The organism is Hydrogenobacter sp. (genome assembly GCA_041287335.1).
GTDB lineage: Bacteria > Aquificota > Aquificia > Aquificales > Aquificaceae > Hydrogenobacter.
In genome coordinates, this window is record JBEULM010000004.1 from 1 (window position 1) to 22,927 (window position 22,927).

The 22,927-nt window shown below is 41.3% G+C and carries 26 protein-coding genes; 13 read left to right on the plus strand and 13 right to left on the minus strand.

From position 1 onward, the window contains the following. Positions 1-223: 223 nt before the first annotated feature. Positions 224-1,264, plus strand: coding sequence for a glycosyltransferase family 9 protein (locus ABWK04_00400; GenBank protein MEZ0360343.1), 1,041 nt, complete (start codon positions 224-226; stop codon positions 1,262-1,264). Here ABWK04_00400 and ABWK04_00405 read toward each other — a convergent pair. From ABWK04_00405 to ABWK04_00440, 8 genes are read right to left on the minus strand one after another with little or no spacing between them, the layout of a single operon-like run. Then, complete coding sequence (locus ABWK04_00405; GenBank protein MEZ0360344.1) at positions 1,217-1,951, minus strand: metal ABC transporter permease; 735 nt, start codon at positions 1,949-1,951, stop codon at positions 1,217-1,219. The genes ABWK04_00400 and ABWK04_00405 overlap by 48 nt on opposite strands. Further along, positions 1,948-2,823, minus strand: coding sequence for a zinc ABC transporter substrate-binding protein (locus tag ABWK04_00410; GenBank protein MEZ0360345.1), 876 nt, complete (start codon positions 2,821-2,823; stop codon positions 1,948-1,950). Before ABWK04_00410 ends, ABWK04_00405 begins: the two co-directional genes overlap by 4 nt. 21 nt (positions 2,824-2,844) lie before the next feature. Beyond that, entirely contained in the window at positions 2,845-4,296 is a 1,452-nt protein-coding gene (locus ABWK04_00415; protein MEZ0360346.1) for a hypothetical protein, read from the minus strand. Between the two features lie 12 nt (positions 4,297-4,308). Continuing rightward, entirely contained in the window at positions 4,309-4,647 is a 339-nt protein-coding gene (locus tag ABWK04_00420; protein ID MEZ0360347.1) for a sulfur reduction protein DsrE, read from the minus strand. 49 nt (positions 4,648-4,696) lie between these two features. Further along, a complete protein-coding gene (locus tag ABWK04_00425; GenBank protein MEZ0360348.1) occupies positions 4,697-4,963 on the minus strand; it encodes a hypothetical protein in 267 nt (88 codons plus the stop codon). Beyond that, on the minus strand, positions 4,960-5,676 hold the full coding sequence (gene rlmB, locus ABWK04_00430; GenBank protein ID MEZ0360349.1) for a 23S rRNA (guanosine(2251)-2'-O)-methyltransferase RlmB: 717 nt from the start codon (positions 5,674-5,676) through the stop codon (positions 4,960-4,962). Before rlmB ends, ABWK04_00425 begins: the two co-directional genes overlap by 4 nt. Next, positions 5,673-6,734, minus strand: coding sequence for a tRNA 2-thiouridine(34) synthase MnmA (gene mnmA / locus ABWK04_00435; protein MEZ0360350.1), 1,062 nt, complete (start codon positions 6,732-6,734; stop codon positions 5,673-5,675). The genes rlmB and mnmA overlap by 4 nt, the downstream gene beginning before the upstream one ends. Before the next feature lie 28 nt (positions 6,735-6,762). Continuing rightward, a complete protein-coding gene (locus tag ABWK04_00440; GenBank protein ID MEZ0360351.1) occupies positions 6,763-7,197 on the minus strand; it encodes a hypothetical protein in 435 nt (144 codons plus the stop codon). A gap of 34 nt (positions 7,198-7,231) precedes the next feature. On the opposite strand from ABWK04_00440, the gene ABWK04_00445 reads away from it, so the two are divergent. The 7 genes from ABWK04_00445 to ABWK04_00475 all read left to right on the plus strand — a co-directional run bounded on the left by ABWK04_00445 (position 7,232) and on the right by ABWK04_00475 (position 12,255). Beyond that, the gene (locus ABWK04_00445; GenBank protein MEZ0360352.1) at positions 7,232-7,483 is read left to right on the plus strand and encodes a cytochrome c; all 252 of its coding nucleotides are present in this window, start codon (positions 7,232-7,234) and stop codon (positions 7,481-7,483) included. Positions 7,484-7,504: 21 nt separating this feature from the next. Next, on the plus strand, positions 7,505-8,890 hold the full coding sequence (ftsY, locus tag ABWK04_00450) for a signal recognition particle-docking protein FtsY (GenBank protein MEZ0360353.1): 1,386 nt from the start codon (positions 7,505-7,507) through the stop codon (positions 8,888-8,890). 1 nt (position 8,891) lies between these two features. Next, entirely contained in the window at positions 8,892-9,248 is a 357-nt protein-coding gene (locus ABWK04_00455) for an NADH-quinone oxidoreductase subunit A (GenBank protein ID MEZ0360354.1), read from the plus strand. Between the two features lie 63 nt (positions 9,249-9,311). Beyond that, the gene (locus ABWK04_00460; protein MEZ0360355.1) at positions 9,312-9,851 is read left to right on the plus strand and encodes an NADH-quinone oxidoreductase subunit B family protein; all 540 of its coding nucleotides are present in this window, start codon (positions 9,312-9,314) and stop codon (positions 9,849-9,851) included. Positions 9,852-9,854: 3 nt separating this feature from the next. Beyond that, positions 9,855-11,612, plus strand: coding sequence for an NADH dehydrogenase (quinone) subunit D (nuoD, locus tag ABWK04_00465; GenBank protein MEZ0360356.1), 1,758 nt, complete (start codon positions 9,855-9,857; stop codon positions 11,610-11,612). Next, positions 11,609-12,034: a hypothetical protein gene (locus tag ABWK04_00470; GenBank protein ID MEZ0360357.1), complete on the plus strand. Its 426-nt coding sequence runs from the start codon at positions 11,609-11,611 to the stop codon at positions 12,032-12,034. Before nuoD ends, ABWK04_00470 begins: the two co-directional genes overlap by 4 nt. Beyond that, positions 12,031-12,255, plus strand: coding sequence for a DUF465 domain-containing protein (locus tag ABWK04_00475; protein MEZ0360358.1), 225 nt, complete (start codon positions 12,031-12,033; stop codon positions 12,253-12,255). The genes ABWK04_00470 and ABWK04_00475 overlap by 4 nt, the downstream gene beginning before the upstream one ends. On the opposite strand, the gene ABWK04_00480 is transcribed toward ABWK04_00475, so the two are convergent. Together ABWK04_00480 and ABWK04_00485 are read right to left on the minus strand one after the other, a co-directional pair. Then, positions 12,238-12,855, minus strand: a complete 618-nt coding sequence (locus ABWK04_00480; protein MEZ0360359.1) for a 7-cyano-7-deazaguanine synthase — start codon at positions 12,853-12,855, stop codon at positions 12,238-12,240. The genes ABWK04_00475 and ABWK04_00480 overlap by 18 nt on opposite strands. Next, a complete protein-coding gene (locus ABWK04_00485; GenBank protein ID MEZ0360360.1) occupies positions 12,842-13,564 on the minus strand; it encodes an SDR family oxidoreductase in 723 nt (240 codons plus the stop codon). The genes ABWK04_00480 and ABWK04_00485 overlap by 14 nt, the downstream gene beginning before the upstream one ends. 49 nt (positions 13,565-13,613) lie before the next feature. On the opposite strand from ABWK04_00485, the gene thrC reads away from it, so the two are divergent. From thrC to ABWK04_00510, 5 genes are all read left to right on the plus strand, one after another. Then, complete coding sequence (gene thrC / locus ABWK04_00490; protein ID MEZ0360361.1) at positions 13,614-14,846, plus strand: threonine synthase; 1,233 nt, start codon at positions 13,614-13,616, stop codon at positions 14,844-14,846. Next, on the plus strand, positions 14,843-15,268 hold the full coding sequence (locus ABWK04_00495; GenBank protein MEZ0360362.1) for a TlpA disulfide reductase family protein: 426 nt from the start codon (positions 14,843-14,845) through the stop codon (positions 15,266-15,268). Before thrC ends, ABWK04_00495 begins: the two co-directional genes overlap by 4 nt. A gap of 63 nt (positions 15,269-15,331) precedes the next feature. After that, positions 15,332-16,045, plus strand: coding sequence for a polysaccharide deacetylase family protein (locus ABWK04_00500; GenBank protein ID MEZ0360363.1), 714 nt, complete (start codon positions 15,332-15,334; stop codon positions 16,043-16,045). Continuing rightward, complete coding sequence (locus ABWK04_00505) at positions 16,002-18,245, plus strand: glycosyltransferase (GenBank protein ID MEZ0360364.1); 2,244 nt, start codon at positions 16,002-16,004, stop codon at positions 18,243-18,245. Before ABWK04_00500 ends, ABWK04_00505 begins: the two co-directional genes overlap by 44 nt. Then, positions 18,232-19,344 (plus strand): glycosyltransferase, encoded by a 1,113-nt coding sequence (locus ABWK04_00510; GenBank protein MEZ0360365.1) that lies wholly within the window; start codon positions 18,232-18,234, stop codon positions 19,342-19,344. Before ABWK04_00505 ends, ABWK04_00510 begins: the two co-directional genes overlap by 14 nt. 62 nt (positions 19,345-19,406) lie before the next feature. Here ABWK04_00510 and ABWK04_00515 read toward each other — a convergent pair whose 3' ends face one another. Genes ABWK04_00515 through ABWK04_00525 form a run of 3 tightly spaced genes read right to left on the minus strand, consistent with a single transcriptional unit; the run spans position 19,407 to position 22,926 of the window. After that, complete coding sequence (locus ABWK04_00515) at positions 19,407-20,531, minus strand: 5-(carboxyamino)imidazole ribonucleotide synthase (GenBank protein MEZ0360366.1); 1,125 nt, start codon at positions 20,529-20,531, stop codon at positions 19,407-19,409. Further along, on the minus strand, positions 20,531-22,237 hold the full coding sequence (locus tag ABWK04_00520) for an FAD-dependent oxidoreductase (GenBank protein MEZ0360367.1): 1,707 nt from the start codon (positions 22,235-22,237) through the stop codon (positions 20,531-20,533). Before ABWK04_00520 ends, ABWK04_00515 begins: the two co-directional genes overlap by 1 nt. A gap of 35 nt (positions 22,238-22,272) precedes the next feature. Continuing rightward, the gene (locus ABWK04_00525) at positions 22,273-22,926 is read right to left on the minus strand and encodes a DUF202 domain-containing protein (GenBank protein ID MEZ0360368.1); all 654 of its coding nucleotides are present in this window, start codon (positions 22,924-22,926) and stop codon (positions 22,273-22,275) included. Position 22,927: the final 1 nt, after the last annotated feature.

Sequence of the window (22,927 nt, forward strand, 5' to 3'; positions counted from 1 at the left end):
TGGATAGGTCTTTGAAGAACCTGTCTGATGAGCGGTATGAGTGCCTCAGGAGTAAGGCACTGGGCTTACTGTCTGGAAATCCTTATTTCAGGGGGTTTTCAGGCACAGTCCTAAACCCGATGCATAGATAGATGTCTATAAATGGGATATCTGTCTATGCAAAGGGATACTCTTATGGACTATGCATTTCTTGTAGGGCGTATAAAGTTATAATACCATTTTAATGAAGCGCATTCTTATGCTTATGGGTCACTCTGCAGGTATAGGTGACCTTCTCAGAGGGAGCGCAAGTTGGAGAGCCTTAAAAAATAGGTTTCCTGATGCTGAACTTCACTTACTCTTTCTTACCAAGGATAAAGGAGCTGTTTCTGAAAAGCTCATATCAAGGCATCATCTACTTTCTTCCTTTCATGTGATAGACAAAAGGCTGAAGAGTTTAAAAAGTTTGTTAGATTTCTTTAGAGAGTTTGATGAGATAGTTATGAAGGTGAACCCTGAATTGATTATAGATTTTGAACCTCATGGGCTTAAAAGTTCTTTTCTCTGCGCGTACGCACGGTTAAAGTACGGTATAAAGTCTGTAGGTGTAGGAGAAATACCTATGAGAAAATACTTTTACAGTGTAGCGTCCCCACCTTCTGCTAAGGTGCTCAAAGGTGCTGATTATACGGATAGGTACTTTGCGGTGCTTAAAGCTCTCGGTATTGAAAGGAACGGTATCCCTATAGAGCTTGAAGAGACACAGGAAGCTGTGGAGTTTAGAAGGAATTTTCACGGAAGATATGGCATTCCCCACGATAAAGTACTCATAGGGCTTAATATAGGGTGTGGAACACCTGACGCTCTTTGGAAAAGACCGAATATACATCTTTTGAGAGAAGTTGTGCTGGAAATACAGCTACGGACTAAAAGTCTTCTTATCCTTACTGGAGCAAGTTTTGAAAGGGATATAAACAGAGAGTTTTTAAAGGATTATCCCCTCGAAGCTCTTGATCTTGCCGGACATACGGACATTTTGGAGCTTCCGGGACTTTTAAGATCTCTTTCCCTCTTCATATCTACAGATAGCGGACCTTACCACATGGCTGTAGCTCTCAAGGTTCCCACCTTAGCACTTTTCGTTAAAGACTTCCCCCCTTCTTATCATCACCATCCGTGGGTGTCTTGTAAGGTACTAAGTAAGAGAGAGGATATTCCTCACATAATCAATGAGGGACTAAGGCTTTATGATAGCTTTTGTAAGAAAGAGGAAAGCACCAAGTAAGGAGTGTAAAAAAACTAAGCTAAAGCCTGTAGGAAAATCCAATCTAAAGGATAGCAAAATGCCCACAGTATTCACAGAGGCTCCATATAACCAAGCGAATATGAGTCCTTTTTTGCAAAGTTTAGAAACCAGAGCTGGAGCTACGAGCATAGAAAAGACTATAAGCACACCGACGAGCTTTACTGAACTCGTTACAGTTAAAGAAAAAAGAACAAAAAAGACCACTTCACCAGCTTGCCCCTTGAGAAGCTTACTCCTCAGGTATAGAAGAAAACCAAGAAATGCGTAAAGAATGCCAGTTTTTAATACATCTTCCTTAGGTACAAATAAAATGTCTGATGCTGTAAGTGCCATAAGCTGTTCCGTGCCATGTGTGGATTTGGAGAGTATCAAAACAACCGAGGAAAAACCCAAGGCATATATAAGACCTATGAAAGCTTCCGCATACTCTTTTTTCCTTTGGGATATGGCTATGAGTAAGCTTGAAAAAAGGGCAAAGAGGAGGGAGAGGACATAAGAAGGTTTCTGATAAAGTAGTAAGGAGAGGGAAAGACCTACCGCCGAAAATTGCGCTATAGCTATATCCGTAAATATTATACCCCTTCTTACTATCTCAAGCCCAAAATATGCGTGAATACCCAAAAGTATAAAAGATAAGAGTAGAGCGTGGATCAGCACATCAGTCATTGGTTAAGCCTCCTTACGATCTCGTCAAAGAGCGAAAATATATCTCTCGCCTCTGGCACAGCTCCTACATCGTGTGGAAGTACTACCAACTTTGCGTTGAGCTTCTGAGCCACATACTGGGCTGTCCTTCTTTCGTGATAAACATCCTGCAAGATAAATTTGACATCCTTAGAGTTGGTCAAAAGCTCTTCTACATGCTTTGCGGTTGGAGGGATTCCCGGAAGAGGTTCAAGCGTTCCCACCAGAACCATTCCATATCTGCGGATCAGATAGTCATATAGTTTATGGTACTCAATAACTTTTATGCCTTTCAACTTTTCAAAATCCCTATCCCACCCCTTTAATTTGGTATCCCATCTCGTGAGAAAGTTCTCAAGATTTCCCTTATAGTAAGTGCAGTTTTTTTCATCAATCTGGCAAAGTTTATCCGTTATTGCTCTTGCAAGTATGGGTATATTGTGAGGATCAAGCTGATAATGGGGATTTCCTTCCGGATGGATATCTCCCATAGCTCTTGAGACTCCTTCAGGCTTTTCTATGATCTTAACAAACTGGGAAAGGTCTAAGAGTCCTTCACTTCCAGGTTGAATTTTGGGATTATTGGATTGTTGAAGGAGAGGAGGTAGAAAACCTATCTCTAAGCTTGCGCCTTGCATTATGAGTAGATCCGCATTTCTCATTCTTGCTATGTGAGAAGGTTTTGGTACTACGAAGTGAGGATCCTCAGAACCTTTGGCTATAACATAGAGGTTTACCCTATCTTTACCTACTTCCCTCACCAGATCACCTATCCAGGGGTAGGTTGCTATCACATTAGGTTTGGCAAAAGAAAAGGAGAAGAAAAAAAGGAGAAGGGCTACGAGTCTTTTCATGGCTAATACCTCCAAAAGTTTTTAAAATGGATGCGCACCGTGAGCTCCTATCGCAAAGTTAAACTGTAAAATCACTTCGTTGACTGTCTTTCTCATGCCTTCATAATATAAAGCTCTGTTTTGACCTACCTGAAGCCTTATGCGTGAAAATTCGGTGGGATTAAATTCCAGCATAGCATAATAAGCTGGGAGACTTCCGGGAAAGTTCTGCTTTACTCCATCTACCTTGACATCGTTTTTGTTTAGAAGATTGTATTGAATACCCGCTCTCCATCTTTGAGCGAATCTCCAAACAAGCTGAGAATAAAAACCTCCCTGTTTTTTACTCACTGATGGAGTTACCAAATCACCCAGATCATCGTATGCGTATCTTGTTCCTTTTTGATCCCTATAGATATACTCACTTTGGAAGGATACGTACCTGTAAGAATCAATAAAGTACTTGGCTGTGAGATCAAGTCCGTAAAGCTTAGTACTTCCCGAAAAGGCGTGAGGTTCGTCAGTGTCAATGTGGTTTAATCGTGTTTTACCTTGTGCATAAGATATGCCTGTAAGAATAGAGAGGTTTCCTATATCAAAGGAAGTCTTGATAAAACCTACGTAAAGGTTTGGTTTTCTTGCATCTCCTACAGTGAGGTTTGTACCACTGCCATCTTTTTTAGTATTTATACTAAAACCATTCGTCCCAAAGCTCTGTTCGTTCTCACCTTGAAGCACCTCAAGACCAAAGAGCAAATAAAAAGGCGTAGGTGCGAGCCAATTAATTTGAATCCCCTTTTCCACAAGCCCATCATCACCCAAAAACACCTTATAAGGCAATGGGAGGGTAGCAAAGTCCCACACGTGGGGATGTTGAGAGTTTAGCCTTCCAAAGGAGCTTCTAAATTTGCCTACCTTGAGCTGGAAACCTCCGGGTAAGCCTCTGGTAACCGCATAAGCTTCTTCTATCTGGGAGCTATCTTCCGAAAAGGGTATGGTAACATAAAGGTCAAAGTAAGGATCAACAGGTGCATACAGGTAAAGCTCGCCGTAGTTAAGGTTAAAACCTCTATTTTTGTTAAGTTCCTCACTATTATCGCCGTGCGGATGCCAAAATCCCGGAATTTCAAGCTGTTTGTACGTTTGGTCATTTCTGTTTCTTCCTACAAGAGAAGTATCCATGATAAAAGATATGTCAGGCAAGAAGTCGGTTTGTTTAAAAGGATAGATTTGATAAGCTTTTAGTCTTTCGTCGTATTTTACCCTTAGCTGGAGGGTTCTGTCTGCGGGTACAGGCTTTGTTTTCTCTTTAGCTTCTGTTTCTTGCCGTGTTTCTTCCTTCTGACCTTTTTGAGCCTTCTCTAAGGCTTCTATCTTTTTCTCAAGCTCCTGAATGAGCCTTTTTTGTTCTTCAAGCTGACGCTTTAGACTTTCAAGGTCATCTTGCGCAAAGGCAAAGCTAAATATACCAAGGCAAAGTATAAGCTTCTTCATTATCGCACCTCCTTATAGTGTTATCACTTGATCTACTCCCAGTTCCTGAGCCTTCTTGTATAGGTTTGGAAAGCACCCTATAACCGCACCTTCTACCAAGTCATTTTCTATGTTTCTTTCCATACAACACTGGTCGCATCCCATAATAAAGCCAATTCTGTCCTCTTTTAGGAGCTTAGAAAGTCTTTCCCCTATTGGGTTTTTCTTTACAAGTACATAGTTGTTATCAAGGAAGAAAAACATGCCTGCCACTTGGACGGGATGAATACCCATCTCTAATTGTGGTAGTATCATCCTACCGAGTATGTAGCTGGCGGAGTTTGGTGTGCTAAAGATATAAACTACTTTCATAATAAGCACCTCCTCAGGTTTTTGCTGAAAAAAAGGTCTGTATGGACTTTTAAACCTTTGGAGGCGCTCTCTGAAGTGTAGTTCTGAAAGAAGGTCTTAGTATAGGCTCTTGAGGCTCATAAGAGATTTCTATAGTAAAGCTTACAAGACTTACCTTAAGCTCAGGTTTATATGAAGGTTTATCTACAAGAGAATGCTGAAGAATGCATACAGAACAATCTAAATGTTGTTTTCCATCTTCGTGTCTGTGAGTTAGGGATATACTCCCTTCAACACTTAAAAGAAGTAAGAGGAGCGCAATAAGCCACTTTTTCATATTCTTACTTTATTCCTCACGCATTCCCACATAGCTATAGCACCTGCAGATCCTACATTCAGCGAATTTATTTTTCCCACCATAGGTATTGATACTATTATATCGGAAATCTCTGCAATACTTTTTGAGATTCCTTCACCTTCAGATCCAAGAACCAGTGCGCTTGGTAAAGGTATGGATACGTTCCTTATGTCCTTACCCCCTCGCTCTACAGCCACTATCCAACCTCCGAGCTTTTTAAACTCCCTAAGCGTCTTTGAAAGACTTGAAACTCTTGATAACTTGAGGTGAAAGATGCTTCCTGCGGAGGCTTTTATGACCACCTCGTTTATTGGGCTTGATCTGTGAGTTGGCAAAAGAACTCCTACTCCACCAAACACTTCGCACGTTCTTATAAGATTTCCCACATTCTGAGGATCGGTGAGGTGGTCAAGCACTAAAATGAAAGAGTTTTTATCTACTGCTGTCTTAAAAAGCTCACCAGGGTCTACGTAACTTATGGGACTTATTAAGGCAATAATTCCTTGGGTTTTCTTTGTACCTGCGAGTTGTTCTATCCTTATTCTCGGAACCTTTTGTATCTTTATACCCCTCTCTTTGCAAAGCTTTACTACCTGATGGGGTGGATGGGAATCATGAGCGACAAGCACTTTCTCTATATCCTTACCAGATCTTAAAGCTTCAATAACGGGATTCTTTCCGTAAACTATCATACCTCTGTTATTATGCCTCCCCCAAGTAGGACGTCACCTTCATAAAAAGCGCACACTTGTCCAGGAGTTATACCTCTTACACTTTCCTCAAACTCCACAAAATATCCATCTTTTTCTTCCCTTATGCTTTTGACTTTTACAGGTTTCGTTCTGTATCTTACCATCGCGTATACCTCATCCCAGTCTTCCAAAGGTATATGGACATTTATGCTCTCAAGTTTTAGACTCTTTTTGTAGAGCATATCTTCTTTTCCAACCACCACTTCGTTTTTTTTAGCATCAAGCCCAATAACGTATAAAGGTTCGTGATAAGCCAGTTTTAATCCTCTTCTTTGCCCTATGGTGAAGTTATAAATGCCAGTATGCTTCCCGAGAACTTCACCATTTGCATGCACTATGAATCCCTCTTTCGTACCTACCCTCTCTCTCACAAACTCACCCGGCTTTTTACCCATTAAAAAGCATACCTCTTGAGAGTCCTTTTTGTCAGCTACTGGAAGATTAAACTCTTTTGCTATCCTTCTGACCTCATCCTTGGTGAGATCCCCCAGAGGAAACTCAAGAAGGTCAATATCTTCCCTTTTTACCAAAGCCAAAAAGTAAGACTGATCTCTACTTTCATCTTTTGATCTCGCTATCATTTTTCTACCTTTGTACTCTACCAGTTTTGCGTAATGACCAGTTGCCAGTTTATCTATGCCTGCCACTTCCCTGAGGTATCTTGCCAAAAAACCAGTTTTTACTTCCCTGTTGCAAAGAGCGCACGGATTGGGAGTTTTACCCTCCGAGTACTCTCTGACAAAGTAGTTTATAACCCTCTCTTTAAAGAATTTCTCCCAATCAAGGGTTATGTGAGGTATTCCAAGCCTTTCAGATACCCTCACTGCATCCTTCACATCTTCTGGAGAACAGCACACTCTTAGGTCCTCCAAGCTACAGTTCTCGTCTATGGTATGAAGTCTCAGAGTTACTCCTATAACTTCGTGACCTGCGCGTTTTAAAAGGAGAGCGCACACACTGCTATCTACACCCCCGCTCATACCAACTGCAATTTTCATAGGTATTTAATTTACACTCTTTTATGCATCAGTTGGTAGGAGATTTGTGAAAGAAGTCCCTTATGTACTCTAATATCTCCTTTTTTAGTCCGTAAGCTTTTATCATCTCGCTCTTTTGTAGCACCATATCCACAGCTACAGGTATTAATTTGTACGGTTTATCATTCTCTTTAAGAATTCTGAGAGAGTACATGCCCAAAAGGGTGTGTCTCAAATCTTCAGCAATACCTACCATCATCAGGTCAAAATTGTATTTTTTGTAAAGTTCCTGTCTTTCTTCATCTTTTTTGGAAAGCATATCATTGGCAAAGAGGCATATTTTTGCCCAAGTTTTTAAAGTTTTGTCCCATTCCTCTTTAGGTAAGGCATCAAGCTCCATATTTATATAGTTCAAAAGATACTTGGCGAGGTATTCCCTTGCGGATTCTATATCTTCAAATCCCCACACCTTTGCCTCTTGCATAGTATATAAATTTAACAGTTAGGAGGTGAAAGTCATGATCCTTTTGTATATAGTTTTATTCTTGAGTTATGCTTTTGCGGTTCCTGAGGGACAGATGATCTTTGAAAATAACTGCCTCAGATGTCATCAGGAAGGCTCAAAAAAACCCCTGTCTTATCTTAAAAAAGAGTATAAAGGTAGATCTGATGCTGTTATGATACTCGCCAAACAATGTCCTTGGGGAAGAAACCTCTCCGATATGGAAATAGAGATAGTCAGTAAGTGGATAGCGGGAGAAGACAAATGAAGTGTTAAAATAATTGATCCTATGGTACTCTTTTGGAAAAAATCGGAAGAAGAGAAGCTCGCAGAGAAGGGAGATAAAACTGCCATACTTAAACTCATAGAGAAGGGTAAAAAGGATAAGGCTATACAGATACTTGAGCAGTTCAAGGAAGATCCGGAGCTCAGGCGCATACTTTATGACCTGTATCTAAAGGAAGATAAATACTACTATGCTTACCAGCTTATAGAACACTATGATAGGAGTTTAGGCACGGCTTGGGAGAGGGCAAACATATATGAAAGGGTTGGTCAAAAGGAAAAGGCAGTGGAAGAGTATTTAAAGATCGGAAACTTTGAAAGCCTACAAAGGGCAGGTATTGTCCTTTACCAAATGGATAAAAAACAAGAGGCTCTGAATGTTTTTGAGAGGGCTTTAAAGCTTGCACCTCCAACTAAGAAAGATGAAGTGGAGTCTTCTATAAGAAAGATAAAAGAGGAACTTGGACTTTTGGAAGTTAAAAAGGAGAGTCTTATTGAAAAAATAAGAAAGGGTTTACAAAAGACAAAAGAAAAAGCGCTTTTCGGAGTAATTTTCAGAGGGAGAAAGGTGGACGAGGCGCTCTTTGAAGAGCTTGAAGAAACACTCATAAGGGCTGATGTTGGTGCAAAAACCGCTGTAAATGTAGTAGAAGAACTTAAAAAAGAGGCTATAAAGAGGAATATAAAGGAGTCGGAAGGATTAAGGGACATGCTAAAGGAGAGGTTTCTGTCTGTGCTGTCTAACTGTGAAGGAGATATAAAACTTAAAGATAAAGGACCAACAATCTATCTGTTTTTAGGTGTGAATGGTTCCGGAAAGACAACTACCATAGGCAAGTTGGCTTATAAGTTTGTCAATGAAGGCAAGAGGGTACTCTTATGTGCTGGGGACACATTCAGATCTGCCGCTATAGAACAACTTGAAGTGTGGGCAGAAAAGAGTGGTGCGGACATAATAAAGAGGGAAGAAGGTGCAGATCCCGCATCGGTAGTTTTTGACGCCATAAACAAAGCAAACAGCTATGACCTTATTTTGATAGACACAGCGGGAAGACTTCACACTAAGGAGCCTCTCATAAGGGAGCTGAGAAAAATAAAGTCAGTGATACAGAAGTTCTATCCAGATGAGCCAACGGAAACATTACTTGTACTTGATGCAACCCTCGGGCAAAACTCTATAGCTCAGGCTAAGGTATTTAAGGAGGCTGTGGATATAACAGGTATAGTACTCACAAAGCTTGACGGCACAGCCAAAGGAGGAGCAATAATACCTATATGTCAGGAGCTTAGAATCCCGGTTAAACTCTTGGGAGTAGGCGAAGGTTTAGATGACCTTCAACCCTTTAATGCAAACCTTTTTATAGAGGAATTACTCTCTTTGGAGGATTGAGATGGAGTATATAGGGATACTTATCTTCTTTTTGATCGCTCTGTTTGTAGGTTTTGCCTTTGCCTTTTTAAACGATCTACTCGGTCCAAAAGCTAAGGAAAGTATGGAAGATTACCCTTACGAGTGCGGAGTTCCCCTTTATGACGTAGAAGCTCGTGGAACTTTCAAACAAGGCTACTACCTTCTCGGGCTTTTGCTCATACTCTTTGATATAGAGGTAGCTTTCCTCTTTCCTTGGGCTGTAGTGTTTAAAGAGATCGGATTATACGGTCTTATTGAGGCTCTACTTTTCATATTCATTCTCGCTTTAGGTCTTATTTACGCCTGGAGGAAAGGTGCTCTCAAATGGCAGATGTGACACTTATCATAAAGTTATGTAAAAACTAAGTATAAGAACTTATAATTAAAGAGGAGGTAAGGTATGGCTGTTTTGAACTCTAACGGTTTTGTAATAACAACTGTAGAGGAACTTTTAAATTGGGGAAGAAGGAATGCCCTTTGGCCTGTAACCATAGGACTTGCGTGTTGTGCCATAGAGATGATGCATACAGCGGCTTCAAGGTTTGACTTAGACAGGCTCGGTGTCATATTCAGAGCTTCCCCAAGGCAAGCTGATGTCCTTATAGTTGCAGGTACTGTGGTAAACAAAGTGGCACCTATGCTTAAGCTCATATGGGAACAGATGCCTGATCCCAAGTGGTGTATAACTATGGGAGGATGTGCATCCGCTGGTGGACCTTTTCCTACCTATGCAACACTTCAGGGAATGGATAGGATAATACCCGTTGACGTTTACATTCCGGGCTGTCCTCCCCATCCTCAAGGACTGCTTTACGGTATACTCCAGCTCCAGAGGAAGATAAAAGAAAAAGGAGTTACCAAATACGATAGAGCCTTTGGAGAGTTTAAAGAAGATCTAAAAAGGCAAGGTCTTTTAGTACCACAGGAGATAGAGGTCTGAGATATGCCGTGGATGAATTTAGCTACGAGGGAGAGGCTCAAGACTGTTTTTAAAGATCTGCACATACAAGCCGATGAAAAAGGTGTGCGCCTGGAAGTTCCAAAGAGTAAACTTTTGGACTTTCTCAAACATCTTAAAGAAAAGGAAGGCTACAGGCACTTTATAGACTTCACCTGCATAGATTTTCCCGAACATCCTTACAGATTTCAGGGTGTTTACATACTGTACAATCCTGACGAAAAAGAAAGGGTTATAGTAAAGACGTGGGCTGAAGGCGGTAACTTGCCATCACTTGAAAAACTCTGGGCTTGTGCCAGATGGGCTGAAAGGGAAGCATACGATATGTTCGGTGTTACCTTCGAAGGGCATGAAAACCTCAGAAGGATGTTCATGTGGGAGGGTTATCCTTACTTTCCCCTCAGGAAGGACTTCCCCTTAGGTGGCATACCGGAAGTAGAACTGCCATCTTTGACCGAGGTTTTGGAAGGGAGGGTAGAACCTCCCAGTCACGATTACGAGGTAATGCACACCAAAGTCGCTACATTAGAAGATCTTGAAAGGACAGAAAAGGCGAGACTCAAAAAGAAGGCTCAGCTCGTCCTCAATTGGGGACCATTACATCCCGGTACACACGGAACTATATGGTTTCTTTTTGACCTTGACGGTGAGCGTGTTGTCCAATCGGATGTTATACTGGGGCAACTCCACAGAGGTATGGAGAAGATAGCGGAAAACCTTTACTACTTTCAGTTCTTACCTTATACGGATAGAATGGACTACATATCAGCCATATGTAACGAGCTATCTTACGTTACCGCAGTGGAAAAGCTTTTGAACGTTGAAGTTCCAGAAAAGGCAAGATACATAAGAACCATATTTGCTGAGCTTCAGAGGATAAACTCTCACCTTCTCTGGCTTGGCACAGGTGCGTTGGATCTGGGAGCGCTGACCGTCTTTTTATACGCATTTAGGGAGAGGGAAAAGATAATGGATATTATAGAGGGGAATGCGGGTTTTAGACTTACAACAGCCTTTTTGAGAATAGGTGGAGTACATTATGATCTTGCGGAAGGCACCCTCGACGTCATAAAAGCTTTTGTAAGGGACTTTCCCAATAGACTCAAAGAGTATCACCAGCTTTTAACGAGAAACCGCATATGGCTCAGGAGAACTAAGGATATAGGTGTGATTAGTAAGGAAGACGTATTTAACTACGGGCTTACGGGTCCAGTTGCAAGAGGTTCGGGAGTAGCTTACGACATAAGAAAGATAGATCCTTACGCTGCATACGATGAGGTAGACTTCGACGTGCCTGTAGGTGAGGTGGGGGACGTTTACGATAGGTATCTGGTGCGTATGGAAGAGATGGTTCAAAGTCTCAGGATCGTGGATCAATGTGTTGCCAAGTTGGAAAAAATGCCAAAAAGCGCACCTTACCTCAATAAGGATCATCCTGCGGTTATTCCTCCAAAAGAAGATGTTTTTATGGCTTTAGAAGATATGGTAAAGTCTTTTAGGTTAGTGATACATGGCGAAAACGCACCTCCGGGAGAAGTTTACTCCAGTGGTGAAAACCCTAGAGGTGAGCTGGGATTTTATATATTCTCAATGGGGGGATCAAAACCTTACAGGCTTAGGATACGTTCTGGAGCTTTGTACAACCTGTCCATATTCCCAAAGCTCATAGAGGGTGGCACTATAGCGGATGCTATAGCTCTGCTTGGTAGTATAGATCCGGTAGTTGGCGAAACAGACAGGTGAAACACGAAGAGCTTTTAAGCATATACAGAAGCAGGGCTAAGCAGTTTTATTATGCCTTTGTTTCTTTTTTGAGTCTCGTATTTTTAGGATCGCTCCTTTTGTATCCTTTTTTTAAGCTTCCACTCCCTTCAAAACTGGTTCTTTATGCGAGTTTTTCTGTAACCTTTGTGGGGATGATCTCCTTACCTTTTTCGCTTTTCATCAGAAAAAGATACTTCCCTATAGATACATCTCAAGATGCGTATTGGAGTTATACAGCCACTAAGAGGTACTTCTGGGCTTTTGTTATAGCGGGTTTGCCTTTTGCAACTGCTTTTCTCATCTATATAATCTTTGCAAGCATTATCGTTCTTTTTCTCGGTTATTTTCTCACACTGTGTGGTTTAATATTTATAAAGCCAAAAGAGGAGGATGTTCTATGACGAGAGAGGAAGTCATAAGGAAACTCCTTCAAGAGGACAAGGAGTTTAAACATTACTACGAAAAACACGATGAGCTTAACAAGTTGGTGGACAGACTTGAAAGGCACAAGCCTATGACTCACGAGCTTGAACTGGAAATAGAGAAATTAAAGAAGGAAAAGCTTTATTATAAGGATCTCATGGAGAAAAAGATACAAGAATACTTAAAGAAGGTCCATTAGAGCCTCTCTTCTTTCCATACACTTCACACATTTTCCACAGGGAACTATTTTACCTGCGATCTTTTTTGGCATGGCACACGAAAGGGTAAGATGGTAGGGAACTTTTCTATAAAAGTTTTTCACAATATCTTTTTTTTCAAGTCCGAAAAGAGGTAGTTCAACAGAAAACTCATCGCCTGAGCCAACCTCTATAAGTCTTTCCACCTGCTTTATGTATCCTTTATCGTTATCGGGAAATGGGTAAAGTCCAAGACTTCCGATGGCAAGCCTTTTTATATCCTTTGAGATCGCATAAAAAGCACAAGTGGTTATAAGGATCAGATTTCTCAGGGGTATAAAGAGCTGAGGCACAGTATTAGGTTGCCTCTCTTTCGTCTTCCCTTTTTGCATACTGAGAATTCTCAGAGGTCTGAGCGATGCGTACCTATCTTTTGTATAATGCCAAAGCTTTATAGCGTTTTCAAGTTCCAAACTTTCCCAGCTTTCACCCATCTTTACGTACACAGGATAAACTATTTGTCCCTTTTGCAAGTATATATAAAGGAGTGTTGTACTCTCCACGCCTCCGCTGAAAAGTACAGCTACTTTATGTACATTCACCAGATATGTGCCTCCCACTGTCTAAATTTATGATCTCGCCTGTCATACTCTCCACATTTAGCAAAAACTCCGTAAGCTTCGTAACATCCTTCAAGGATACAGCCTTTTTGAGAGGTGTTTTGATTATGTAGCTTTGCCATTTATCATCTGAAAACTCTTCAGGCTTGAGAGTAGGACCCAAAGCTATAGCATTGACAAGCACGTCAGGTGCAAGCTCCTTTGCCATAACTTTCACAGCGGTGTGCAAAGCTCCTTTTGAGATAAAGTAAGCTGAGTAATGTCTGTAAGGTGTAGTGTTGGTAGCCCAATCACCGAAGGCAACTATTCTACCCTTTATCGTTGAAGAATTTTTTAGTATATGCGGATAAAAGAGTTTGCAAAGCATCAAAAAGGCTTCCACGTTAGGTATAAAGTGAGTGTAAAGGTCTTCCCTTTTTAGATACTCAAGGGGAGTCGGGAAATAAGGACTTGCCGTATGCACTATAGCATCTATACCGCCAAGATGTTCAACTACACTTTGAACTATCTTAGGGTATATACTCGGATCTGAAAGATCTGCCTGAAAACCAAAGCTCCCTAACTTTTCAAGCTCAAGCGCCTTATCCCTTGATGTGTTGTATAAAAAAGCTAATTTATAGCCTTTCTCAACCAGATCCTTGGCTATGTAAAAGCCTATCCTTCTTATGCCAGTTATAAGTACCCTATGCATTTGCTCGGATTACATTATAATTTTAATCTTTCACTTTTGGAGGTATAAGATGGCAAAGGTGAAAGGTCTTGTGTGCAGAGAGTGCGGGAAGGAGTATCCCGTTGAACCAATTCACGTGTGCGAGTTTTGCTTTGGACCCCTTGAGGTAGTTTATGATTACGAAGAGATTAAAAAGAACGTAAGTAGGGAAAAGATAGAAAAGGGACCTAAAAGCCTCTGGAGGTACATAGATCTTCTTCCAGTACAAGAGCCAAGCGTGGGACTTAGTGCAGGCTTTACTCCACTCAAGAAAGCTGAAAATTTAGGAAAGTTGTTGGGTCTTGAAAACCTTTACATCAAAGATGATTCCGTAAATCACCCTACACTTTCCTTCAAAGATAGGGTAGTCTCCGTTGCCCTCTCAAAAGCTAAGGAGTTCGGTTTTGACACTGTCGCATGTGCCTCTACCGGAAATCTCGCCAACTCGGTGGCTGCACATGCTGCACAGGCGGGTTTTAACTGTTTTGTCTTCATTCCAGCAAACTTAGAGTCACAGAAGATATTTGGCAGTCTTGTCTTTAAACCAACAGTTGTTGCGGTAGAGGGTAATTATGATGATGTCAACAGGTTGTGTTCTGAGATAGCCAACGAGCTAAGCTGGGCTTTTGTGAATATAAACATAAGACCTTTCTATGCGGAAGGTTCAAAGACTCTCGCCTTTGAGGTAGCTGAACAGCTTGGATGGAAAGCACCTGATGCCATTGTTGCTCCTGCAGCATCCGGATCTTTGATAACCAAAATATGGAAGGGTTTTAAGGAGTTAAAATTAGTAGGTCTTTTAGAGAATGTGAAGACAAAAGTTTACGGAGCGCAAGCCGATGGTTGTTCTCCCATAGCTCAGGCATGGAGGGAAGGCAGAGATTTTGTAAAGCCAGTAAAGCCAAACACAATAGCCAAATCAATAGCTATAGGTAATCCCGCAGACGGTATATATGCCCTTCAGGTAACTAAAGAGAGCGGTGGTGTATGGGAGACTGCAACGGATGAAGAGATCATAGAAGGTATAAAACTACTTGCTGAAACGGAGGGGATATTCACAGAAACCGCAGGTGGAACTACTATAGCTGTCCTCAAAAAACTTTCAGAAATGGGTTATTTCTCGCCCAAAGATGTGGTGGTTGCCTATATAACTGGGAACGGTTACAAAACTATGGAAGTGCTTGAAGGACATTTACCTGAAAGCGTCAGGATAAAGCCAACTCTTGCGGATTTCAGGGAGAAAATACTCGTAAAGACGTTATGAAAAAACTTCTGATCCTGATACTTCTTTTGTTTTCTTGCTCTGCAAAAGATACGCTTCCTAACATAAGCGTTAAGGATCTGAGCGGTAGGGAAGTTGAACTTGGCAGTTACAGAGGTAAAAAAACTATTCTTTACGTGTGGAGCAGAACATGTGCAGGACACACCAAAGATCTTAAAAAACTTGGGAAACTCGTGCAGAAATATCCAAATTACACAATAGTGTCTTACGCTATAGCCATGGACACAAGGGATGTGATAGAAAGCTACGAGCAACTTGGAATAACACCAAACTTTACTACCCTTGTGGATACTTCCGTAAAATTCAATGATTACTTTCCCATCACCTTTCTGCCATCCACATACATTTTTGACAAAAGTGGGAAACTCCTTGCCTCTTATGCAGGTCTACCGGACAACCTCTGATCTTAACAACTTCTTAACGTAAACTTAATAAAAACTTAACCGTGATCCTCTATTCTCTTAAGCATGAACTTGGCACTGATAGAGTTGCATGATGTGACACCTTACTATTACGAAGAGGTATCTTATGCTCTTGATCTTCTTTCTCTTTGTGGTGTTGAAAAGTTTTCTTTGCTTATTGTTCCTAACTTCCGGGATGAAGCACCTCTTTACAAATATCCTCAATTTGTGAAAGCGATGCTGGCAACAAATCAGGAGATTGTCCTTCACGGCTTTAATCACAGAGGGGGAAGCTTAAAAGACATCCTTTGGACCTACAGAGAAGGGGAGTTTTCTGATCTTTGTCTTTACGGTACCTATACCAAGCTATATAAAGCTAAGGAAATGTTAGAAACTTTCGGTATAAAAACGGAGGTCTTTGTACCACCTGCATGGATAGGTAATCCTTTTCTTGAGGACGTAATTTACTCTTTAGGTTTTTCCGCAATAGCCTACAGAGGACACATAAAGAACCTTAACACGGATATGTCTTACACTTCTCCAGTAATCTCTTTCAGCAACAGACCTATCCTTGACAATTTTAGTAAAGCTTTCGTACCCCTTCTCTTTAAGCTTTTCAAAAGATACAGACTTTTGAGGCTTGCCATTCATACAAGGGATCTCAGAGATAGGAAGAAGGTGAAGCTTTGGAGATTTTTATTGAGCAAGGTAAAAAAGATAAGGAGGCTTGTTAGTTATGAGGAACTTCTTAGCAAAAGCGGACTTGCATTTGCACTCTAAGGCTTCTAATCTACCGGGTGGTTGGTTTTCCAGATTAATTGGCTGTCCCGAAAGCTATGCGGAACCTATTGAGTTATACAAAAGGTTAAAAGAGAGAGGAATGACCTTTGTGACCATAACGGATCACAACACTATACAAGGCGTGTTGGAGATAGCTCATCTGCCCGACGTATTCATAAGTTGCGAATACACTGTAGAGTTCCCCGATGAAGAGGCGAAGGTGCATGTGATAGCTTACGGCATAGAAGAGAAGCACCATATAGATCTGATGAAGATCAGACAAAATATATACGAATTTGTTTCATATTTAAAAGAAAACAGCATACCGCACACTCTCGCTCACCCTCTTTACTCGGTGCAGGGAACTAAGATAACCAGAAGGCTAATAGATAAGATGGCTCTTCTCTTTGACAGCTGGGAAGTGATAAACGGTACCAGAGGAACCAACATACGGAGCATAGAAGAAAACATAGCTAAGCTTTATAGCGGATGGGACAGAATAAGGGAGCTTGAAGAAAGGTACAGGATTAAATCTTTCAGGAGCAGAGAAAATATAAGCTTCACCGCTGGATCTGACGATCACGGAGGAATGGATGTAGGGAGGACTTGGACGCAGGTGGAAGGTGTAAGAGACGTGAGGGATTTTTTGAAGGGTATATTGGAAGGGAAAACACATGTAGGGACAGAAAAACTCGGTGAAGAAAGACTCATTAACATGATATCAAGGGTGGGTTACGAATACGTAAAGAGGCACTATAATATACCAGCGGAGATAAATAGCATACTTGATCACATTTTTATGTACCAAGAAAATCCAGCCATAGATTTGGGACTTAGATACCTCTTAGGTTTCAACGTGGAAAGAACGAAGCTGGTCAAAGAAATTATGGAAAGTCTTCCTTTCATTACGCTAAAGAGGTTTCAACAGAAGCGATCCCTTCGCGAACTTGCGGAGCTGGTTCTTTCCCTCCCTTTCTACGCTTTTCCTGCTTTCGTAAAGTATGCACAAAAGAGGGAGGAAAATAAGATAGAAGCTTTAGCAAAAGAGTTTGGCATAAGCTTGAGGAGAAATACAAAAGTTGCTTACTTTACGGATACTTATTGGGATGTGAATGGGGTTGCACGCACAGCCAATATAATGAGATCTTTAGCCTCAGAAGAGGATCTTCCCTTTCATTTTTTTACATGCTCCAAAAAAGCCCTGGAGGAAGAAAACTTTACATCCCTTAAAGCTCGTGTGGAGTTTGCTGTGCCTTTTTACGAAGAGATCAAAATGGGGATACCTTCTTTTACCCAGCTTGTTGAGTTTTTGGAAAAAGGAGAGTTCACCGGTGTTCATATCGCCACACCGGGTCCACTGGGTATAATGGCTTTTCTTGCAGGTAAGATCCTAAGACTTAGGATAACCATCGCTTTCCACACAGATCTACCAACCTATGCAAGAATATACACTCAAGACGAAGATCTGGAAAACATACTCTGGAAAATTTTTGTTTTTCTCGCTAACAGCTCAGACAGATGTTTTGTTCCTTCGGAACACTACAGAAAAACTCTAATAATTAAAGGTGCAAATCCTTCAAAGCTATCCCTATTTAGGCGGGGTATAGATACTGAGCTTTTCTCACCCGACAGAAGGGAGGAGGGCTTTTGGAGTGCAAGACTCGGCAAAAGGGTAAGCAAAGTTATCCTTTATGTGGGAAGGGTCGCAAAGGAGAAGAATCTGGACACCTTCTTGTACGTTGCCAAATGTCTTCCTCAAGAAACCTTTGTAGTAGTCGGAGATGGTCCATACAGAAAGGAACTTGAAAAGAAAAAGCCAAAGAACGTACACTTTGTAGGGTACATGAAAGGTGAGGAACTTGCCAAAGCTTACGCCAGCTCTCATCTCTTTCTATTCCCCTCAGAAACGGAGACTTATGCACAGGTAGTTTTGGAGGCTATGGCTTGCGCTATTCCTGTAGTTGTTAGCTCAAAAGGTGCTTCCCACGAACATGTGGATGATGGGCTAAATGGCTTTATAGCCACGAGTAAAGAAGACTATGTGAAAAAAGTGGAACTCCTACTTTCGGATGAGGGGCTATACAGGATGGTGTCTGCGGAGGCTTTAAGGAAAGCAAAAAGCCTTGACATGAAAAAAACCTACCTTGACTATATGTACGCAATAGCAGGTTTAGGAAGGCTTGTATATGAAAGTTATTGATGTGACGCCTTACTTTCATTCCAAAAGTGGTGGTATAAGAAGGTATCTTTTAGAAAAGTCAAAATACCTAAGCGATAAACCTGTAGAACACGCGATGATCCTGCCGGGAAAAGAGAGGAAGGAATATTACATTTACTCCACTAAGGTTTACCAGATACCTTCTTTCCCCATTCCTATGAGCGGTGGGTACAGATTTTTCAGTAGCTTAAAGTGTATAAAAGACATAATAAGGCTTGAAAAACCTGACATAGTGGAGCTTCAAGGTACTTACCTTCCTATAACATCTCTTTTATCTGAAGACTACAGGCTTGTAGCATTTTATCATGCGGATGTAAGAACGGATGCCTCTTTAATACCAATACCTGAAAAGTTTAGAAAAAAGCTCATTGACTATACAATTATAAAAAAGCTCTCAAAGGCGGACATAGTTATTACACCGTCAAAGAAACAGGAAGAGTTCTTGAGGAATTATTACCTTGAGAATGTTATTACCGTAAATCTGGGCGTTGACACAGAAACCTTCAATCCATCAAAAAGAAACCCCTACATAAATACACTACTCGGAGTAAAGGAAAACACTTTTAAGGTCATATATGTTGGTAGGCTCTCGCCTGAAAAAAACATAGACATACTTCTTGAGATAATCAGCCTTTTAGACCCTACCTTCTTCCACTTTATAATAGCAGGAGATGGTCCCTTAAGAAGAAGAGTAGAAAATTTCGTAAAAAGACAACCTAATGTCACCTATCTGGGTTATGTATCTGATATAGAATGGTTGGCTCAGCTTTATGCGAGTTCAGACCTGTTCCTTTCGGCGTCTTATTCTGAGACTTACGGGCTTTCTTTTTTGGAAGCGCAAGCATGTGGATGCATTCTTGTAGCACCTGACATGGACCTTGAGACCCAACCCTTTAAAGAGTTCTTGGTCAAAGATCTAAAAGTGGAGAGCTTTTACGAAGCTATAGTAAGAGCCGTCAATTGCCAAAGCTTCAATGTTAGGCAGGCACTGAGCCAGCACATAAGAGAAAATTTCTCCTGGGACAAAACCTTCAGTAAGCTCTTGGACATTTACAACGGTATCCTCTCCAGAGTGATTTAAGATCGCTATCCTTCCCTTGACATATGAGTTATTTTGTGTTACTTTTATTATAAATTAACTCATTAGAAGTGTCCTTCGTGTGGCACCTCGTGCGCCATCTGACCCCTGCGGGGGTCTTCCTTTTTTAAAAGGTTTAGCACACTGCTTATCTTTTCCTGCAGTTGTCTTTCTGTGCTGGCTACTACATTTATGTGACCCATCTTCCTCCTTTCTCTCTTTTCCTTTCCATACCAGTAAAGTTTCGTTCCTTCAACGGATAACACGCTATCCAGATCTATGTCTTCTAAGGACACTCCAAGAAGGTTTATCATACCTGCAGGTACTTTAAGATCCGTGGAACCCAAAGGGAGATTTGTAATGGATCTGAGCAGGTTTTCAAACTGGGAAGTGTAGCATCCGTCTAAGGTATAGTGCCCGCTGTTGTGGGGTCTTGGTGCCATCTCGTTTATAAGGATTCTTCCATCTTCGCACAAAAAGAATTCAACTGCGAGGAGTCCCACAATTTTTAGATCGGACATTAGAGACAGAAGAATATCTTCAGCTTCCTTTAGCTTTAAGTTTCCCGTGTAGTTATAAAGAAGCACTCCCTTATCATGATAATTTATAGTAAGTGGGTAGATCTTTGTTTTACCCTTTTTGTCCCTGACTCCTATGAGCGAAAACTCAAGGAGGAAATTTATTAACTTTTCTATAAGGAATTTCTCATCTTTGGGATGATTTTTCAATACATCTTCTACTTGTGAAGGATCTTCTATTCTGTACTGCCCCTTTCCATCGTAGCCGAGTTTTTCAGATTTTATAATCGCTGGAAGTCCAAATTTGATAAGTTCAATGGAAAGATCTTGAGCTTTTGCAAAGCTAAATTCAGCAGTAGGATAACCCATCTTCCTATAGAACTTTTTTTCCTCTATTCTGCTCTTTTTAAGTCTCAGCACATCGGGTGAAGGCAAAAGGATGTCAGATACCGCATCTATAAGGGATTCATCTATGTGTTCAAATTCGTAGGTTATCACGTCACAGCTGTTTACAAAAGCTTTTATCTGGTCTGGTGTAAAGGATGCATCCGCTACCCTGCAAGCTGGTGCGCCTTTTTCCTTGTCAAGAACATAAAACTCAAAGCCAAGCTTTCTTCCTTCAAGGATAGTCATCCACCCAAGTTGACCACCTCCGAGGATACCGACCTTCATCAGTACTTCCTCTCAGCTGGCTGATATTTGAGGATTTTCACAGGAATGTACTCTAATGTAAGCTTTTCTCCCTCCTGCCTTATCAAGGTGTGCTTTAGGAAGTTCTCATCATCCCTTTCAGGATAGTCTTCCCTGTAATGTCCTCCTCTTGATTCCCTTCTGTGAAGCCCAGCATAGGCTACAGCTCTCGCAATCTCTAACATGTTCCTAAGTTCCATGAGTTCCACGAGATTTGTGTTAAATATCTTTGATTTGTCTATCACAGGCACCCTTTTCCATCTTTCTATAAGTTCGGAAAGTTCTTCATAGGCTGAGAGGAGCGATCTTTCATCTCTGAATATACCCATCTTTTCCCACGTTATCTCTCCCATTCTCCTTCTTATGTGAGCAAGCTTTTCAGTACCTTCCCTTTTCATAAGCTTTTGTATGTATTCTGTACCTGCCTTTTCCTCACCTTTGGTTACTGGTAAGTAATCCGTATATCTGGCGTATTCCCTAACCGCTATACCGCAGAACTTACCGAAAACCAAAAGTTCTATGAGGGAATTTCCACCAAGTCTGTTAGCTCCGTGTACAGATACGCACGCGGACTCACCTACCGCATAAAGTCCTTCAAGAGGTGTGGAGGATGTTATGTAGTTCTCTACATGTATACCTCCCATACAGTAGTGAGCGCTCGGTCTTATAGGAACAAGGTCACTAACAGGATCTACACCTTCAAAATCTATCGCAAGCTGACGTACCTGAGGAAGTTTCTCTTTTATTTTCTCTTCTCCGAGATGTCTCAAGTCAAGATAAACGTACGCGGATGTCCCTTCCCCTACACCTCTACCTTCTCTTATTTCGTATTCTATAGCTCTTGAGACCATATCTCTGGGTGCAAGCTCCATCTTCTCCGGCGCATAGCGTTGCATAAAGCGTTCACCGAGCTTATTCAGAAGGTATCCACCTTCACCTCTACAGGCTTCTGATAGAAGTATGCCTGTTTTGGCAAGCCCGGTAGGATGAAACTGGATGAACTCTATATCCTTAAGAGGTACTCCGTTGCGCAGAGCGACCGCCACTCCGTCACCTGTATTACCTACCGCATTTGTGCTTCTCTGCCAGTATATCCTCGCAAAACCTCCCGTCGCTATAACAACCGCTTTAGCCCCCAGCGTTAGTACCTCACCGTTTTTTATATCATAAAGGCTTACACCCTTTACCCTTTGACCGTTGTGTAAAATATCAATTAGGAAGAATTCATTATAAAAGTCTATGTTTTCCTTGGAAAGAGCCTGTTCAAAAAGGGTGTGTAGCAGGACGTGACCTGTCCTATCCGCAGAATACACCGTTCTGGGAAAAGAAGCCCCTCCAAATGGTCTTTGAGCTATCCTGCCATCGGGAAGCCTTGAAAAAGGTACACCCCACCTGTCAAGCTCATATATAACATCCGGAGCATTTTCGCACATAAAGAAAACAGCATCCTGATCAGCAAGAAAATCCGAACCTTTTATGGTATCATAAGCGTGCATCTGTGGACTATCATCCTTTATAACATTCCCGAGCGCCGCGTTGACCCCTCCTTGTGCAGCACCTGTGTGGGAGCGTGTAGGGTAAACCTTTGAAACTACTGCGACCTTTATGTTTGTATCCCTCGCACACTCTATGGCTGTGCGAAGCCCTGCACCACCTGCACCAACAATTACCACATCGTAAGCTTTCATGATAGCAATAATTTTAACCTACCTGATAGAAGGTATCAGATGATCTTCAGCACATAAAAGGTGAGAACGAGACAAGCTAAAAATATGATAGCTCCGTAGGTTTTATAGAGCCACGTGTGTGTTCTGTAATAACCTGCGTCCACCTGTCTTATAGTCCTGTAAAAGTTTATTGTACCTATTATGAGTGTAAATAGTCCTACGAGTATTATAAATACGCCGATACCTACAAGGGTACGGTGATCACCTCTCAGGTGTATGTTAAAAACTCTCTCAAGCTGTTCCAAAAAGAACTCAAATTTCTCAATGACAAAGCCAAAGACTATAAGAGCTATGGAAGTCCTTATCCAAGCTAAAAAGGTTCTTTCTGCAGCCATATAAATTCTCGGATCAGTAACCTCCTTTGAAGACACTTCTATACCTCCTTCTATGTATTTTATGTCAAAGTAAAAGGTGAGTATACCTGCAACGATCAAGAACGTACCAACTATGGACAAAACAATAGCTACATGTTCCAAAAGTACGGATACATGTATCTTCTGCGTTATGTCCGCAAATACCTCTAACTTCCTTAAGAAAACTGCAAAAGACAACGTATATAAGGAGAACCTTATGTAGCCAAGGTAAGTCCTCTCAACGGACATGTATATGCGGGCATCCTTAGCCGACGGTAAACTTTTGGCTATTAGCATC